Consider the following 15113-nt stretch of genomic DNA (forward strand, 5'->3'; position numbering starts at 1 on the left):
CGGAAGGACCTCCCGAATGGACCTCACCCAGCGCCTGCGCGACCGCGTCGCCATCATCACCGGCGGTGCCAGCGGCATCGGCCTCGCGACCGCTCGCCGATTCGCCGCCGAGGGCGCCCGCGTCGTCATCGCCGACCTCGACCCCGAGACCGGGCAGAAGGCCGCCGACGAGGTGGGCGGTGTCTTCCGCCAGGTCAACGTCGCCGACCAGGCATCCGTCGACGCGCTCTTCGACGGGGTCGCCGCCGACCTCGGCTCGGTCGACATCGCCTTCAACAACGCCGGCATCTCGCCCGCCGACGACGACTCGATCGAGACGACCGAACTGCCCGCGTGGGACAAGGTGCAGGACGTCAACCTCAAGAGCGTCTACCTCTGCTCGCGCGCGGCGCTGCGGCACATGGTGCCGGCCGGCAAAGGCTCGATCATCAACACGGCGTCGTTCGTCGCGCTGCTCGGCTCGGCCACGTCGCAGATCTCGTACACCGCCTCGAAGGGCGGCGTGCTCGCGATGACCCGCGAGCTGGGGGTGCAGTTCGCGCGGCAGGCCATCCGCGTGAACGCGCTCTGCCCGGGGCCGGTGAACACGCCGCTGCTGCGCGAGCTGTTCGCGAAGGACCCCGAGCGCGCGCAGCGCCGCCTCGTGCACGTGCCGATGGGCCGCTTCGCCGAGCCCGAGGAGATGGCGGCCGCCGTCGCGTTCCTCGCCTCGGACGACGCCTCGTTCATCACCGCAAACGCCTTCGTCGTCGACGGCGGCATCACCAACGCCTACGTGACGCCGCTGTGACCCGCGCCGCGTCGTCGCCGGATCTCGGCCGCACCGTCTACCGACCGGTGCGCGGCGGCAACGCGCTCGAAGACACCGTCGCCCGGCTCGTGCAGACCGTACGGCTCGGCGTGGTCGCGCCGGGGGAGTCGCTTCCCTCCGAACGCGACCTCGCCGACCGGTACGGCGTCAGCCGCGACACCGTGCGTCAGGCGATCGGCGAGCTCGCCGACGCCGGGTACGTCGTGCGCCGGCGCGGCCGGTACGGCGGCACGTTCGTCGCCGACCCGCTCCCCGTGCCGACCGGGCCCGTCGACACCGCTGAGCTCGACGACGTCCTGGGGCTCCGGCGTGTGCTCGAAGCGGGGGCCGCGCGGGCGGCGGCCTCGCGGGAGCTGACGGATGCCGCGCGCACCGCGCTCGAGCAGCGGCATCACGCGACCGTGGGAGCCGACGAGGGGGAGTACCGCCGGCTCGACTCGTTGCTGCACCTCGCGATCGCGGAGGCCAGCGGCATCCCGTCGCTGCTCCCTCTGATCGTCGAGAACCGGGCGCGCGTGAACGCCTGGCTCGACACGTTCCCCCTGCTGCCGCGCAACATCGAGCACTCCGACGCGCAGCACGAGAGGATCGTGGCCTCGATCCTCGCCGGCAAGCCCGACGCCGCCGAGGCGGCTGTGCTCGACCACCTGGCCGGTTCGGAGGCGCTGCTGCGGGGGTTCTTGGGCTGAGCCTGCGGTGTGCCGGGTGCACGAATGCACGGGCGGTGGTGCAGGTGAGCCCTCCGGCGCGCCCCGAGGCGACATCAGCCCCACCGGTCGTGCATCCGTCACACGTCGCGACGCCGACTGGTGCCGGCGGGGCGGATCTGCTGTGCTGAGCGGTGATGACACGGCCCGGGGTGATGCACCGGCGCGAGGCTGCCGGCTGGGCCGCCGCGCTCGGTCTGGCGCTCGTCGCCGTCGCGGTGGTCGCGACGACGAGCGGGTGGCTGCTGTACCGCGACGGTGATTCGGTCGTCGTCGCACTGATGGCGGACTCGCTGCGGCGAGGCGATCCGCAGGACTGGGCGCTCTCGCCGGTGGTGTTCCTGCCCGAGACCGGGGTCTATGCGGTGCTGTCGTTCCTCGGGTTCGGCACGAACGGCACCCGCACCCTCAACGCGGTCGTGAACCTGCTCGCCGTGTACGGCGGCATCCGTCTGGTCGCCGGACGGCCTCGCACAGGGGCGCGACCGGTGCGGGGATCGGTGCTCGCCTTCGCGGTATTCGTCGCGCTGATCATCCTCGAAGGACCGGCGGGCATGCCGGGACTGCACCTTGCGCTGCTGACGGCGACGACGACGTACTACTCGGCCACGGTCGTGGGGACTCTCATGGTCGTCGGGATGGTGCGGCGCCTTCTCGACGGGGCGAAGGCGCAGTGGATGGTCGTCGGCATCGCGGTGGTCGCCGCCGTGTCGACGCTCACGAATCCGTTGTTCGTGGTGTGGTGCGTCCTGCCGATAGCGGGCGTCGTCGGCATCCTGCTCCTCGGTCGACGTGTCGTGCCGCGGGTCGTTCTCGTGGTGCTGGCAGCTGTGGTCGGCGGGGCCGGGATCGGGTACCTGCTGCGCGTGCCGTTCGCGGCGAACATCGTCGCCGCTGGCGGCAACTATCTGCGTCCGGATCAGGCGGATGCCGCGCTCAGTCACCTCGCCGGCGCCGTCGGCGGGACGCTCGGGCGGTGGGACGGCGTGCTCTGGCTCGCCGCGGTCGTCGCTCTGGTCGTCGCGTGCGCTGTGGTCGGCGCGCGGGCGTGGCGCCGACGCAACGTTCCGGTCGCCGCGGTGTGCGCCGTAGCGGTTGCGGCGCCGATCGCCGCGCTGATCCTGGTCATCGTCGCGGGGACGGATGCCGATCGGTACCTGCAGCCGTGGGTGTTCCTGCCGATCCTCGTGCTCGCGGTCGCGCCTCCGGCGGTGGCTGTGCCCCGCGCGGTGGCTGTGGCGACGGCCGGCGCGCTCGCCGTCGCGGGTGTCGTCGCGGTGCCGGTCGCGGTCGCTGCCTCCGGTCGAGGCGACGCCGATCTCGCCTGTGCCACGCGCTGGGTCGAGGAGTCCGGCCGCACCGGGGCCGGGCAGTTCTGGACCGTGCGGGCGCCGAAGCTCGCGCTCGCCGACCCGTCGCAGCTCGTCCAGGTCGACAACACGCTGAGGCCCTACGACTGGCTCGTGAACCGCGCCGAGCGTCGCGGGCCGGTCACCTTCCTCGTCGAGGGAGCGGCTGACGTGCCGTTCGAGCTGCCCGCCGGGGTGTGGCCCTTCGATGCGACCCGCGTCGCGTGCGGGCGCTACACGATTCTCGACTTCGGCTCGCGCACGCTGCAGCTGGGGAACCCGCGCAACTGACCCCAGGCCGCGCGCGTCAGCGGATGCAATGGATGCCGGGCGGCACCCGGCATCCGCTGGTCGCTGTGCGGCGTGTCGCGTCAGATCTGTTGCATCCGCGCACGGCGGCGGAGAAGCGCGACGAGGAACGGTACGGCGACACCGACGATCACCACGACGACGATCCCGAGGGAAGACCGTGCGAGAGCGGCGTGCGCGGCATCCACCGCGGGGGTCGTCTCTTCCGGGGTCCCTCCGCCTCCGGGCAACCCGTCCACGAGGACGGCGGACGTCACCGCAGCACCGACGGCGATGACGAGCAGCGCCAGCGCGATCACCCCCATGACGACGATCCAGCCCACGAGCAGCAGGCGCGCTCTTGTTCTCCCCATGAGGGCAGGCTAGTCCGCGCAGGGCGGCGGGTCAGTCGAGCGGGGCGACGTCGACCTGCACGCGCAGGGTCGAGGTCTTGGCCTCGGTGAAGATGATGCCGGTCACGGGCGAGACGTCGCCGTAGTCGCGTCCCCAGGCGACGGTGACGTAGCGGTCGTTCGCCCACTGGTTGTTCGTCGGGTCGATTGCGAGCCACTGGTCGGTGCCGGGCAGCCAGACGGCGAGCCAGGCGTGCGAGGCGTCCGCACCGAACACGCGCTCTTTGCCCGGCGGGGGCTGCGTCGCGAGGTATCCCGACACGTACCGTGCGGCCACGCCGTGACTGCGCAGGCACGCGAGAGCGACGTGCGCGAAGTCCTGGCAGACGCCCGCCCGCTTCGTCATCGCGTCGGCGACCGTGCTCGTCACGGTGGTGGCGGTCTTGTCGTAGTCGAAGTCGCGGAAGATCCGCTGCATCAGGTCCGTGGCCGCCTCGCCGATCGGACGTCCCGGCGTCAGCGACTCCGCCCCGTACGCGTGCGCGGTGGAATCGTGCGCGACCCGCGCCGACTCGAGCGCGTACTCGGTGGCCTCGACGGCCCCCGGCAGGTCGGGATGCCGCAGGGGGCGCGCGAGCTCCCACGGCTGCGCGAGCGCCTCGGCGTCGTACTCGGGCACCGCGACCGTCACCTCGCTCGCCGCCTCGATCGTCAGCGCCTCGTGCGGATCGGTCACGTGGAAGTAGGTCGACGAGTTCCCGAACCAGTCCGTGCGCGGCGAGACGTCGCCGGGCACCGGCTCAACGATGACCTCGGCCTGCGCCACGCTCTGCCAGGGCAGCTCGCGCGGGCGCAGATGGAACTGGCCGATGCTGTCCTGCACGGCATCGCTGTAGGTGTACGCCGTGCGGTGCCACACGCGGTACCGGGTCATGCGCGCGCGCCCATCAGCTCGACGAGCGACAGCTCCGTCATCGACACCGGCGGGGGCCCCGCCTCGAAATGCAGGTCGGCGATCGCATCCGACAGCTGCTCGAGCTGCGCGCGGATGCTCTCGAGTCCCTCGACGAGGCGCTCCCGGCGCCCGCCGACGACGGCGGTCATCTCGAGCACCTCCACCTCGGCGAGACCCGTCTCGAGCTGGTCGAGCAGGCGCTCGGCGCGCGACGACCCGGTCGACGCCGGCAGGGCGGCGAGGTGCTCCCGCAGGGTCTGCAGCGAGAACGCGAGCGAGCGCGGGTTGCCGCGGTCGAGCAGCAGCAGCTCGGCGACGTCGGCCGCCCGCATCGCCCCGCGGTACCGGCGACGGTGCGTCACGACGCTCTCGGCCGACAACAGTAGCGACTCGAGCACCTCGCGGTCGGTGCGGGGCCCGCGGCTGGCCGACAGTGCCGACGACAGCAGGGTCGTCAGCTGCAGGCCGCGCTCGAGGTAGCGACCGGCCTCCATCATGTGCCAGCCGGGGTCGCGGATCATGTTCGCCGTCACGCCGTACAGCGACAGCATCGACGCGAGCATGCGTCCGGCGGACTCTGCGGTGCGGTGCGGATGCGGGGCGCTCCGCAGCGCGCGCACGGCGCGGTCGATGTTCGAGAAGACCCGCCATGTGTCGCCCGAGAGCTGATCGCGGACCCCCTCCATCGCGTCGCGTAGCCGCGCGATCGAGTGCGCCGCCGAGCCGGGGCGGGAGGCGTCGAGCAGCAGCGACCGGAACTCCGCCTCGGGGTCGGTCCAGCGCGTCCCGGCGAGGCGGTCGAGCGCGGCGAGCAGCACGCGGACGCTCTCGGCCGCCCGCGCGGCCGTGTGCGCGCCGGGCTGGTCGAGCGCCGCCTGCGTCGCGATGACGAGGCGCAGTAGATCCTCGGCGCGCTCGGCGTACCGTCCGGTCCAGAACAGGTTCGACAGTGCGCGCGGCGCGAGGGTCGGGTCGCTGCGCGTCGTCGGGAGGGATGCCACCTCCGCGATCCCCTGGTCGGGATCGGCCTCGTCCGACTTCAGGACCCACACGTCCTTCGTGCGCGGCGCCGCCTCGGGTGCGGTGCGCACCGTCGCCAGCCCGCCGACGAGCGGCCGGTAGGTCGAGCCGAAGCGGATCGCGAAGCCCCGCAGGGTGACGGGTCGAGCGGATGCCGCGCCCCCGGCATCCCACACCGGAACCTGTGACAGGTGCAGTCGCTCGACGGCCGCGAAGCGGTGCGGCTCGCGGTCGATCCGGCCGCGGACGGCGGGGTCGGTCGCGGCGAGGGGCCGGCGGGGGTCGTCGATGTCGAACACCTCGAGCGCCGGGTCGGCGGCATCCAGCCGGGGCAGCGCCTCGGCGCGCGCGTCGTCGTCGCCGAGCCACCACGCCGGCACCGACGGGAGCCGCAGCTGCTCGCCGAGCAGCCGCTCGCACACTGCCGGCAGATAGGGGAGGAGTGCCGGGTTCTCGAGCACGCCGGCGCCCAGCCCGTTGACGACGCGCACCCGTCCGCGGCGCACCGCCTCGGCGAGGCCCGCGACACCGAGCCGCGACCCGGCGCGGAGTTCGAGCGGATCGCACCACTCCGCATCGACGCGTCGCAGGATGACGTCGACGCGTTCGCGCGGCGTCCGCGACGGCCACTGGGCGGGCTTCATCCAGACGGCCCCGTCCCGCACGACGAGGTCGCTGCCCTGCACGAGCGGGAAGCCGAGCGCGTTCGCGAGGAACGCCTGGTCGAACGCCGTCTCGGACAGCGGGCCGGGGGAGAGGACGACGATCCGCGGCGTGCTGACGCACTCGGGGGCGGCGGCGATGAGCGCCGCGCGGAGGGCCGCGAAGTACGGATCCATCCGGTGCAGCGCGCCCTCGTCGAGCAGGTCGGGCAGCACCTGCGAGATGACGCGCCGGTTCTCGGCGGCGTAGCCGAGCCCCGACGGAGCCTGCACACGATCGGCGAGCACATGCCAGTCGCCCGCCGCATCCCGCCCGAGGTCGGTCGCCGACAGCAGCAGATCCGGCGGCGGGGCGTCGTCGCCGGTGCGGGCCATGGCCCGCACGAAACCGGCGTGGCCGAGGACGACCGCGGCCGGCACGATCCGCTCGCGCAGCACGACCTGCGGCCCGTACAGGTCCGCGAGCAGCGCGTTCAACAGCTCGGCCCGCTGCGCGAGTCCGACGTCCAGGCGCGCCCAGCCGGCGGCATCCATCACGAACGGCATCGGGTCGAGCTGCCACGGCTGCAGCTCGGCGCCGGCTCGCGCGTACGAGACGCCGTCGTCGGCGAGGAAGCGGGCGATCTCGCCGTCGACCCGGTCGAGCTCTTCGCGGGTCAGACCGAGGGCGAGGGTGGCGAGACCCTGCCAGGCGGGGCGCAGCGTGCCGTCGGCGTCGACGACCTCGTCGAACCGCGGCGCTGCCGAGGCGAACGGCAGCGTCGGCTGCGACACGGCCGCGGCGTAATCACGGAGCACACTCACGCAGGTCCCCTTCCGGGTCCAGCGTAGGGGCACGCGGCGCGGTCGATCCGCGCGTTCCCGCCGGTGCCGGGCGAATACAGTGGAAGGCATGACGGGATCGGACGCCACATTCACCGTGCGACCTGCGCGGACGTCGGACGTCCCCCGCATCCAGGAACTGCTCGAGCCGTGGGTGCAGCGCCGGATTCTGCTGGGCAAAGAGCGGGTCACGCTGTACGAGACCGTGCAGGAGTTCGTCGTCGCCGAGGCCGGCGACCGGCTCGTCGGATGCGGCGCCCTGCACGTCATGTGGGAGGACCTCGGCGAGATCCGCACGCTGATCGTCGCCGACGACTGGCTGCACCGGGGCGTCGGCGGCGCGGTCGTCGACCTGCTCGAAGACAACGCCCGTGCGCTGGGGCTCAGCCGGCTGTTCTGCCTCACCTTCGAGGTGCCGTTCTTCTCGCGACGCGGGTTCGCCGAGATCGGTGAACAGGTGGTCGACCCCGACGTCTATTCGCAGCTGCTGCGCAGCCCCGACGAGGGTGTCGCCGAGTTCCTCGACCTCGCGCACGTCAAGCCCAACACCCTGGGCAACACCCGCATGCTCAAGCAGTTGTAGGCGCGCCGGGCGGGCGGGCCGGGGACCCGTGCGTACCCTGGATCCGTGACCAGCCCGACCCGCCGCCGCAAGCCGACACCCGCCGTGTACCGGCGTCGTCGGCTCGCCGTCGTGCTGCTGGCCCTCCTGATCGTGGGCGGCATCGTCGCGGTGGTCGCGTGGCAGCCCTGGCGGGCGTGGGCGGATGCCGCGCCGCAGCCGACGGCCGGGGCTCCGGCATCCGCTTCCCCGGCCTCCACTTCTCCGGGCGCCGGCTCCTCGCCGACGCCGAGCGGTTCCGCCGCCGCGTCAGGGACGCCGACGCCGCGCGTCACCTCGTCGGCGGACGGTGACACCGGGGCGGAGCACGACGGCGAACCCGCGGCCGCCCCGTGCACGACCGGCGACGTCACGGTCAGCGCCGTCGTCGACAAGAGCTCCTACGGGACGGGGGAGCTGCCGCAGTTGTCGATCCGGCTCGTCAACGACACCGACCTGCCGTGCCTGATCAATGTGGGGACGGCGGCTCAGACGTTCGAGATCACGAGCGGCAGCGACACCTGGTGGCGGTCGACGGACTGCCAGACCGAGCCGAGCGACCAGGTCGTCACCTTGGATGCCGGTCAGACCGTCACGAGCGCGGCGCCGATCGTGTGGGACCGCACCCGTTCGTCCGTCGACACCTGCGACGGCGACCGGCAGAAGGCGCTGCCCGGGTGGTATAACCTCGCGGTCTCGATCGGCGGGATCGGTTCGGTCGAACCCGCCTCGTTCACGATCCGCTGACCCGCTCCGGCCCCGCGCGCGGAGGAGATTCTGAGAGGATTCTCATGATCTCGCGGGGTGGGGCCCTGTCGCCGCCTCGCGCTCGCCGCGTACCCTGGGGGCAGCTCCCGGCGGCTTTCCCCGTTGGCCCCAGCAACGGAGCCACACCGACCCCCAGAGGTGTGGCGATCGGATCCCCCCCCGCCGCCGGTGAGTGATGGGCCCTCTCGACTTCTCCAGTCCCCAATGGGGAGTTCGAGGGGGCCCTTTGACGTCTCGCCGGGCCGGCCCGCGCCGCCGTAGGCTGGGGGGATGGCCGGGAAGAAGCGCGAGAAGAAGCCGCTCGAGTTCCGCAACACGCAGCTCGCCGATGCGCTCCAGACGCAGGACATGGCGGCGCTGGCGTTCGCACTGCGGCACGGACCGACGGTCGTGCCGCTGTTGCGCCCCGGTGCGCGCGACGATCCCCGCGACGCGGGGGAGGTCTGGACCTACCGCGACCCCGCCACGGGCGACGTCGCGCTGCTGCTGTTCAGTGACGCGGCGAACAAGCCGGCATCCCTGCCGCCGGGGGTCGGGCTGCAGTCCCCGGCGTGGCTGCGCGCGTTCCTCGGCACCCACGGCGAGCAGATCACGACGGTGTTCTTCGACATCGCCGGGCCGCACCCCATGCAGGCCGCTCCCGCGGACGTGATCGCCGCGCTCGAGGCCTGACCGCCGCGCTCGAGGTCTGACCGCCGTCAGAAGTCGGGGCGGTCGTCCGATCGTGGGCGGTGGTGGCGCGCCCGTTGAGCCAGGGCGTCGCGCAGGGTGCCCGCGCCGGCGTCGATGACCGCCCGGTATCCGAGACGGGTGGCCTCGGACCGGCGCTGGTCGTGCTGCGTGACGCGGCGGATCTCGCCCGACAGGCTGAGCTCGCCGATCGCCGCGAGCTTCTCGGGGTTCGGGCGCTCGGTGGTGGCGCTCGCGATCGCGAGCGCGATGGCGAGATCGGCGGCGGGCTCGGTCAACCGCACCCCGCCCACGGTCGAGACGTAGACGTCCTGGTCCGACAGCTTGATGCCGGCCCGCTTCTCGAGGACGGCGAGCACCATCGCGACCCGCGCGCCGTCGACGCCGCTCACGATGCGGCGTGGGTTGGGTGCCGACGTGTGGAGCGTGAGGGCCTGCACCTCGACCGGCAGCGCGCGGCGCCCCTCGAGGGCGACGGTCACGCATGTGCCGGGTTCGCTGGGGCGGTTGCTGAGGAAGAGTGCGCTGGGATCGGGCACCTCGGCGATGCCGTCGCCCGCCATGTCGAAGCAGCCCACCTCGTCGGTGGCGCCGAAGCGGTTCTTGAGCGCCCGCACGAACCGCAGCGACGTCTGCCGGTCACCCTCGAAGTGGCAGACGACGTCGACGAGGTGTTCGAGGATGCGGGGTCCCGCGACCTGACCGTCCTTGGTCACGTGGCCGACGAGCACGACGGGCAGGTCGCGCTCCTTTGCGACGCGGATGAGGGTGGATGCCACTTCGCGCACCTGGCTCGGCTGACCGGCGGCGCCGTCGATGAGGCCCGACGACACCGTCTGCACGGAGTCGACGATGAGCAGGTCGGGACGGACGTCGTCGACGTGCCCGAGCGTCGTGGCGAGGTCGGTTTCGCTCGCGAGGTACAGCTCGTCGTGCAGCGCTCCGGTGCGCTCGGCGCGCAGGCGCACCTGGCTGAGCGACTCCTCGGCGCTGACGTAGAGGACGCGACGGCCGGCGCGGGCGCTCTGGGCGGCGACCTCGAGCAGCAGGGTCGACTTGCCGACACCCGGCTCGCCCGAGAGCAGGATCGCCGCGCCGGGGACGATGCCGCCGCCGAGCACCCGGTCGAACTCGCCGACGCCGCTGGCGCGGCGGGGGGTCTCCCGCGTGTCGATCTGCGTGATCGGCCGCGCGCTGCGCGTGGGCGTCACGGGGGTGACGGATGCCGTGATCCCGGTCTGCGTGGCGGCCTCGACGACCGTGCCCCACTGCTGGCACTCGCCGCACCGGCCGACCCACTTCGCGGTGGTCCATCCGCACTCCGTGCACCGGAAGGCGGCGGTCGGGGCGGGACGTCGTGAAGCCATGCCGACAGGCTAGCTGCGGCATCCGACATCGCCGCCGGCAGGCGTGATCCCGGTCAGTGCAGCGACGTCGCGACGGTCCGCAGCGCCTCCGCCGAGCGGTGGAACAGCGCCAGCTCATCGGCCGAGAACGAGGTCTCGAGGATGGGCCGGGCGCCCGCACTGCTGACGACCGATGGCACCGAGAGCGCGACGCCGTCGACGCCCTGGAAATCGCTCAGCACCGTCGACACCGGCATGACCACGTGCTGGTCGCCGAGGATGGCCTCCACGATCCGCGCGCTCGACAGACCGATCGCGTAGTTGGTCGCTCCCTTGCCCTGGATGACCTTGTAGGCGGCGTCGCGCACGTCGACCGCGATGGCGTCGAGCTCCTCGGTCGTGAACGCGGGCTGGCCGTCGGGCGGCTGCCAGTCGAGGATCGGGACGGTGCCGATCGTCGCGCGCGACCAGTGCGGGAACTCGGTGTCGCCGTGCTCGCCGACGATGTAGGCGTGCACGCTGGAGGTCGACACCCCCGCGCGCTGCGCGAGCTTCCACCGCAGGCGCGACGTGTCGAGGACGGTGCCCGAGGCGAAGATCCGCTCGGGCGGAAGGCCCGTGACCTCCTGACCGATGACGGTGAGCACGTCGCACGGGTTGGTGACGATGACGTAGACGGCGTTCGGCGCGACCTCGAGCAGCTGCGGCAGCATCCGTCGCAGGATGCCGGCGTTGACACCGGCGAGCTCGGTGCGGGTCTGCCCGGGGTTCTGCTTGGCGCCGGCGGTGATGACGACGACGTGGGAACCGGCGGCGACCGAGATGTCGGCCCCGCCGGAGATGTCGCTCGAGCCGGTGAACTGCGCGCCGTGGGCGAGGTCGAGCACCTCGGCCTCGACCTTCTCGGCGGCGATGTCGTAGAGGGCGACGTGGCGGGTCGACCCGCGGATGAGGGCCGCGTAGGCGACGCTCGACCCCACGGCTCCCGCGCCGACGACGGTGAGTTTCGAGTTCTCGATGAGGCTCATACCGCCAGTGTGGCAGCCGGCGGGTGCGGGTGGCTCGGATCGGGCCGGAGAAATCAGGCGGGCTGCGCCTCTCTCGTCGCAGGCCGGCGGATGCCGAGGAACGAGACCGCCGCGCCCGCGGCCATGAGGACCGCGGTGACCCACGCCGCCCGGTGGAACCCGTCGAGGTCGAGCGATCCGCCGATGATCACGGCGAGGATCGCGATGACGACGAGTCCCGCTATGCGGGAGACGGCGTTGTTCGTCGCCGAGGCGATGCCGGAGCGCTCCCCGCCGATCGCGCCGAGGATCGTCGAGGTCAGCGGCGACACCGTGACGCCGAGGCCCAGGCCGAACACGACGAGCCCGGGGAGCACCTGCGTCCCGTAGTCGAAGTCCTCGCGGACGGCGAGCAGCATCAGCGAGCCGACCGCCATCACGAGCGGGCCGACGGTCAGGAACAGGCGCGGCCCGAAACGGTTGGTCCACCCGCCGACGACCGAGCTCAACGCGATCAGGGCGACGGTCACGGGAAGGCTGGCGAGGCCGGCGAGGGTGGCGCTGAGCCCCGCGCCCTGCTGAAGGTAGACGCCGACGACGAACCCGTTGAGCGTGAGCGCGGCGTAGATGAAGAGGGTGGCCAGGTTGCCGGTCCAGAAGTTCCGCACGCGGAAGATGTCGAGCGGGAGGATCGGCGAGCGCACCGTCCGCTGCCGCAGCAGGAACGCGGCGAACATGACGATGCCGGCGACCAGCGGCATCCAGATCGCCGGATGACCCCACCCCAGGTTCGGTTGCTCGATGAGGGCGAAGACCACCCCGCCGAGTCCCAGGGTGCAGAGGGTCGCGCTCACGAGGTCGAGGTGCGCGTCGTCGCGGCGGTGGTCGATGTGCCCGAGGCGGGCGAGCAGGACGAAGGTGATCGCGATCGGGATGATCTGCACGAGGAACGCGAACCGCCACGACAGCAGGTCGACGAAGAGTCCGCCCAGAAGGGGGCCCGCGAGGTTCGCGGCGGTCGTCCACGCCGTCCACTGACCGATCGCCCGCGCCTGCCCGGGACCGTTCAAGAGGGAGGTGATGAGTGCGAGCGAACTCGGGACGAGGAACGCCCCCGCCGCGCCCTGCAGCGCCCGCGCGATGATCAGGACGTTCGGGTCGGGGGCGAGCCCGACGCCGATCGAAGCGATGCCGAACCCGATGAGTCCGATGCGCAGCACCAGGACGCGGCCGAACGCGTCGCTCACCGAACCGGCGAAGAGGATGAGCGAGCTCAGGGTGAGGAGGTAGGCATCCACCGTCCACTGCTGCGTCGACAGGCCCCCGCCGAGCTCCTCGCCGATCGCGGGCAGGGCGACGTTCACGATCGTGCCGTCGAGGAAGGCGACCGCCGAGGCGAGGGCGGCGATCGCGACGATGAGTCCGAATCGCGGGGTCGTCGATGCGCTCACAGGCTCACCGTAGACCCGTGCGCCGCCGCCGAGCCGACGCGAACGGTCGTCACCCGGGGGTGGAAGCGACGGTTCGCGTCGGGTCGAGAACGGTGAGGGGGGTCGCGGGTAGGGCGATCCAGCCTTCGCGGCGGGCACGCGCGGTGCGGGCGGGTGGGACGGGATGCGTCGCGCGGACCGCGTGTGCGCGGGCGATGAGCGCGGCGACCACGGCGTCGAACGCGTCGTCGGAGGCCTCCATCAGCGCGCGCTGCGCGGGGGAGAGGGTGAGCCACGGCGCCGCGTCGAGGAGGTCCGCCGTCGCGGCGACGCGGGCCGCGGCATCCGTCTTGTAGCCGGTCACGTCGACGCGCCAGGTGCGCAGCGCGGCGGCGCGCGCGGGCTGCGCCGCGAGGTCGACTCCCGTGGTGATCACACGCCGACGCTACCCGCCCGCCGGTGCGCCGAGACGTCGCAGATGGTCGCCATCGCGGGCGGGAAGCGACCATCTGCGACGCCTCGGCGAAGCGCGAGGGGGCGCCGGTTCGCGGCATCCGCTCTCGTGTCGTAAACTGGACGACGGTGACGTGTCCGAGCGGCCGAAGGTGCAACTCTCGAAAAGTTGTGTAGGGTAACCCCCTACCGTGGGTTCAAATCCCACCGTCACCGCCAGAAAAACCCCCGCGAGTCGGGGGTTTTTCCCTTTCCGGAGAAGGTCTCAATAACCCGCGCGCTCCTCGTCGCCGGCCTGCGACCAGCGTGCGGCCAACGCCTCGGACCCGCGGGCGAGCATGGCGACGTCAGCCCCCACGAGCACGAAGTCGGCGCCGGCGTCGACGTAGGACTGTGCGACCTCGGGGTCGAACGCGTTGACGCCGACCGGGATGCCGGCACCCGTCACCGCGGCGAAGGCCCGCAGAACGGCGGCGGTGACGTCGGGATGCGTCTGCTGACCGAGCAGACCGAGGGATGCCGCGAGGTCGCTCGGTCCCACGAAGACACCGTCCACGCCGTCCACCGCGGCGATCGCCCCGGCGGCCTCGACGCCCTCGGCCGTCTCGACCTGGACGAACAGCGATACGTGCTCGTCGGCGTCGGCGAGGTATCCCTCGACCCGGTTCCACCGGGCCGACCGCCCGAGCGCCGACCCGACGCCGCGCCGACCGCGCGGGGGATATCGCACCGCCTGGACGACCGCCTCGGCCTGCGAGGCGGACGACACCATCGGCACGAGCAGGTTCTGCGCGCCGAGATCGAGGACCTGCTTGATCACGACCGCATCGTCGGAGGGCACCCGCACGACCGGGGTCACCGGGTAGGCGGCGACGGCCTGCAACTGGGCGAGGACGGATTCGAGCCCGTTCGGGGCGTGCTCCATGTCGATGAGCACCCAGTCCAGGCCCGTGCCCGCGCAGATCTCGGCCACGAGAGGCGAACCCGAGCACACCCACATGCCGGCCAGCGGACGGTCGGACTGCGCCAGCGCGGCGCGAAAGGTCGGGGTCAGACGAAGCGACATGTGATCTCCCCCATCGGGCCGTACTCGCACCGTACCTCGTCGCCCGCCGACACCCACATCGGCCGGGTGAACGACCCGGCGAGGATGATCTTGCCCGCCTCGAGCCGGGCGCCGTGCTGCGAGAACTTGTTCGCGAGCCAGGCGACACCCGTCGCGGGATGGCCGAGGACGCCCGCGGCGACGCCGGTCTCCTCGATCTCGCCGTTGCGCGAGAGCACACCGGGCACCCAGCGCAGGTCGATCTCGTCGGGACGCTTGTGCACGTCGCCCAGGACCATCGCGCCGTAGGCCGCGTTGTCGGAGATGGTGTCGACGATCGTGCGGCCCTCGAGCTCGATGTGCGAGTTCAGCACCTCGAGCGCCGGGACGGCGTAGTCGATCGCGGCGAGCGCGTCCTCGAGCGTGCAGCCCGGCCCCTCGAGCGGCTCGCGCAGGACGAAGGCGAGCTCGACCTCGATGCGCACGTTCGAGAACCGCGCCGCCTCGATCTCGTCGCCCGAGCGGTAGACCGTGTCGTCGAACATCACCCCGTAGTCGGGCTCCGTGATCCCCGTCGCCTGCTGCATGGCCTTGCTCGTCAGCCCGATCTTGCGTCCGACGAGCCAGCGCCCGGCGGCGATGTTGCGGTCGCGCCAGACGCCCTGGATCGCGTAGGCGTCCTCGACGGTGGCGTCGGGGTAGCGCGCCGTGATGCGGGGGATCATCCCGCGCGTGCGCTCGGCCTCGGCGAGCTCGGCGGCGATGGCGGCGATGGTCTCGGGGGGCAGCATCCGGTCTCCTCCGCG

At 72.5% G+C, this 15113-nt stretch carries 15 protein-coding genes and 1 tRNA gene; 7 read left to right on the forward strand and 9 right to left on the reverse strand.

Annotated features, from left to right (window positions below):
* The first annotated feature begins 16 nt into the window (after positions 1-16).
* From Q9S36_RS10770 to Q9S36_RS10780, 3 genes are all read left to right on the forward strand, one after another.
* Entirely contained in the window at positions 17-790 is a 774-nt protein-coding gene (locus Q9S36_RS10770; protein ID WP_311285140.1) for a 3-oxoacyl-ACP reductase, read from the forward strand.
* Positions 787-1500 (forward strand): GntR family transcriptional regulator, encoded by a 714-nt coding sequence (locus Q9S36_RS10775; protein ID WP_311285141.1) that lies wholly within the window; start codon positions 787-789, stop codon positions 1498-1500. The genes Q9S36_RS10770 and Q9S36_RS10775 overlap by 4 nt, the downstream gene beginning before the upstream one ends.
* A gap of 155 nt (positions 1501-1655) precedes the next feature.
* Positions 1656-3158: a hypothetical protein gene (locus Q9S36_RS10780; protein ID WP_311285142.1), complete on the forward strand. Its 1503-nt coding sequence runs from the start codon at positions 1656-1658 to the stop codon at positions 3156-3158.
* A gap of 80 nt (positions 3159-3238) precedes the next feature.
* Here Q9S36_RS10780 and Q9S36_RS10785 read toward each other — a convergent pair whose 3' ends face one another.
* From Q9S36_RS10785 to Q9S36_RS10795, 3 genes are read right to left on the reverse strand one after another with little or no spacing between them, the layout of a single operon-like run.
* Positions 3239-3529 (reverse strand): hypothetical protein, encoded by a 291-nt coding sequence (locus tag Q9S36_RS10785; protein WP_311285143.1) that lies wholly within the window; start codon positions 3527-3529, stop codon positions 3239-3241.
* A 31-nt stretch (positions 3530-3560) separates the two neighbouring features.
* Positions 3561-4442 carry a transglutaminase family protein gene (locus Q9S36_RS10790; protein WP_311285144.1) on the reverse strand — a complete coding sequence of 294 codons (882 nt, stop codon included), beginning with the start codon at positions 4440-4442 and terminating at the stop codon, positions 3561-3563.
* Complete coding sequence (locus tag Q9S36_RS10795; RefSeq protein ID WP_311285145.1) at positions 4439-6949, reverse strand: circularly permuted type 2 ATP-grasp protein; 2511 nt, start codon at positions 6947-6949, stop codon at positions 4439-4441. The genes Q9S36_RS10790 and Q9S36_RS10795 overlap by 4 nt, the downstream gene beginning before the upstream one ends.
* Positions 6950-7037: 88 nt before the next feature.
* On the opposite strand from Q9S36_RS10795, the gene Q9S36_RS10800 reads away from it, so the two are divergent.
* The 3 genes from Q9S36_RS10800 (at position 7038) to Q9S36_RS10810 (ending at position 9008) form a co-directional block, all read left to right on the forward strand.
* Entirely contained in the window at positions 7038-7550 is a 513-nt protein-coding gene (locus Q9S36_RS10800) for an amino-acid N-acetyltransferase (protein WP_311285146.1), read from the forward strand.
* A gap of 45 nt (positions 7551-7595) precedes the next feature.
* A complete protein-coding gene (locus Q9S36_RS10805) occupies positions 7596-8315 on the forward strand; it encodes a hypothetical protein (RefSeq protein WP_311285147.1) in 720 nt (239 codons plus the stop codon).
* Between the two features lie 291 nt (positions 8316-8606).
* Positions 8607-9008 (forward strand): dehydrogenase, encoded by a 402-nt coding sequence (locus tag Q9S36_RS10810; RefSeq protein WP_217529765.1) that lies wholly within the window; start codon positions 8607-8609, stop codon positions 9006-9008.
* Between the two features lie 26 nt (positions 9009-9034).
* Here the strand turns inward: Q9S36_RS10810 and radA are convergent, their stop codons facing one another.
* Genes radA through Q9S36_RS10830 form a run of 4 tightly spaced genes read right to left on the reverse strand, consistent with a single transcriptional unit; the run spans position 9035 to position 13245 of the window.
* Positions 9035-10393, reverse strand: a complete 1359-nt coding sequence (gene radA / locus Q9S36_RS10815) for a DNA repair protein RadA (RefSeq protein WP_311285148.1) — start codon at positions 10391-10393, stop codon at positions 9035-9037.
* 53 nt (positions 10394-10446) lie between these two features.
* Positions 10447-11400 carry an L-lactate dehydrogenase gene (locus Q9S36_RS10820; protein WP_311285149.1) on the reverse strand — a complete coding sequence of 318 codons (954 nt, stop codon included), beginning with the start codon at positions 11398-11400 and terminating at the stop codon, positions 10447-10449.
* 53 nt (positions 11401-11453) lie between these two features.
* A complete protein-coding gene (locus Q9S36_RS10825) occupies positions 11454-12830 on the reverse strand; it encodes an MFS transporter (protein WP_311285150.1) in 1377 nt (458 codons plus the stop codon).
* Positions 12831-12879: 49 nt separating this feature from the next.
* Positions 12880-13245 (reverse strand): DUF429 domain-containing protein, encoded by a 366-nt coding sequence (locus Q9S36_RS10830; RefSeq protein WP_311285152.1) that lies wholly within the window; start codon positions 13243-13245, stop codon positions 12880-12882.
* Positions 13246-13390: 145 nt separating this feature from the next.
* On the opposite strand from Q9S36_RS10830, the gene Q9S36_RS10835 reads away from it, so the two are divergent.
* A tRNA-Ser gene (locus Q9S36_RS10835) sits at positions 13391-13481 on the forward strand.
* Positions 13482-13527: 46 nt separating this feature from the next.
* On the opposite strand, the gene Q9S36_RS10840 is transcribed toward Q9S36_RS10835, so the two are convergent.
* Both Q9S36_RS10840 and Q9S36_RS10845 read right to left on the reverse strand, forming a co-directional pair.
* Positions 13528-14328 (reverse strand): HpcH/HpaI aldolase/citrate lyase family protein, encoded by an 801-nt coding sequence (locus Q9S36_RS10840; protein ID WP_311285153.1) that lies wholly within the window; start codon positions 14326-14328, stop codon positions 13528-13530.
* Complete coding sequence (locus tag Q9S36_RS10845; RefSeq protein WP_311285154.1) at positions 14313-15098, reverse strand: fumarylacetoacetate hydrolase family protein; 786 nt, start codon at positions 15096-15098, stop codon at positions 14313-14315. The genes Q9S36_RS10840 and Q9S36_RS10845 overlap by 16 nt, the downstream gene beginning before the upstream one ends.
* Positions 15099-15113 lie beyond the last annotated feature (15 nt).

It is taken from the genome of Microbacterium sp. ARD31, assembly GCF_031844425.1.

Excerpts from the sequence above, each read along its gene's own strand:
- Q9S36_RS10810 (WP_217529765.1), top strand. The coding sequence starts at position 8,607 with ATGGCCGGGAAGAAGCGCGAGAAGAAGCCGCTCGAGTTCCGCAACACG.
- radA (WP_311285148.1), bottom strand. The coding sequence starts at position 10,393 with ATGGCTTCACGACGTCCCGCCCCGACCGCCGCCTTCCGGTGCACGGAG.
- Q9S36_RS10785 (WP_311285143.1), bottom strand. The coding sequence starts at position 3,529 with ATGGGGAGAACAAGAGCGCGCCTGCTGCTCGTGGGCTGGATCGTCGTC.
- Q9S36_RS10770 (WP_311285140.1), top strand. The coding sequence starts at position 17 with ATGGACCTCACCCAGCGCCTGCGCGACCGCGTCGCCATCATCACCGGC.
- Q9S36_RS10845 (WP_311285154.1), bottom strand. The coding sequence starts at position 15,098 with ATGCTGCCCCCCGAGACCATCGCCGCCATCGCCGCCGAGCTCGCCGAG.
- Q9S36_RS10820 (WP_311285149.1), bottom strand. The coding sequence starts at position 11,400 with ATGAGCCTCATCGAGAACTCGAAACTCACCGTCGTCGGCGCGGGAGCC.
- Q9S36_RS10840 (WP_311285153.1), bottom strand. The coding sequence starts at position 14,328 with ATGTCGCTTCGTCTGACCCCGACCTTTCGCGCCGCGCTGGCGCAGTCC.
- Q9S36_RS10780 (WP_311285142.1), top strand. The coding sequence starts at position 1,656 with ATGACACGGCCCGGGGTGATGCACCGGCGCGAGGCTGCCGGCTGGGCC.
- Q9S36_RS10790 (WP_311285144.1), bottom strand. The coding sequence starts at position 4,442 with ATGACCCGGTACCGCGTGTGGCACCGCACGGCGTACACCTACAGCGAT.
- Q9S36_RS10800 (WP_311285146.1), top strand. The coding sequence starts at position 7,038 with ATGACGGGATCGGACGCCACATTCACCGTGCGACCTGCGCGGACGTCG.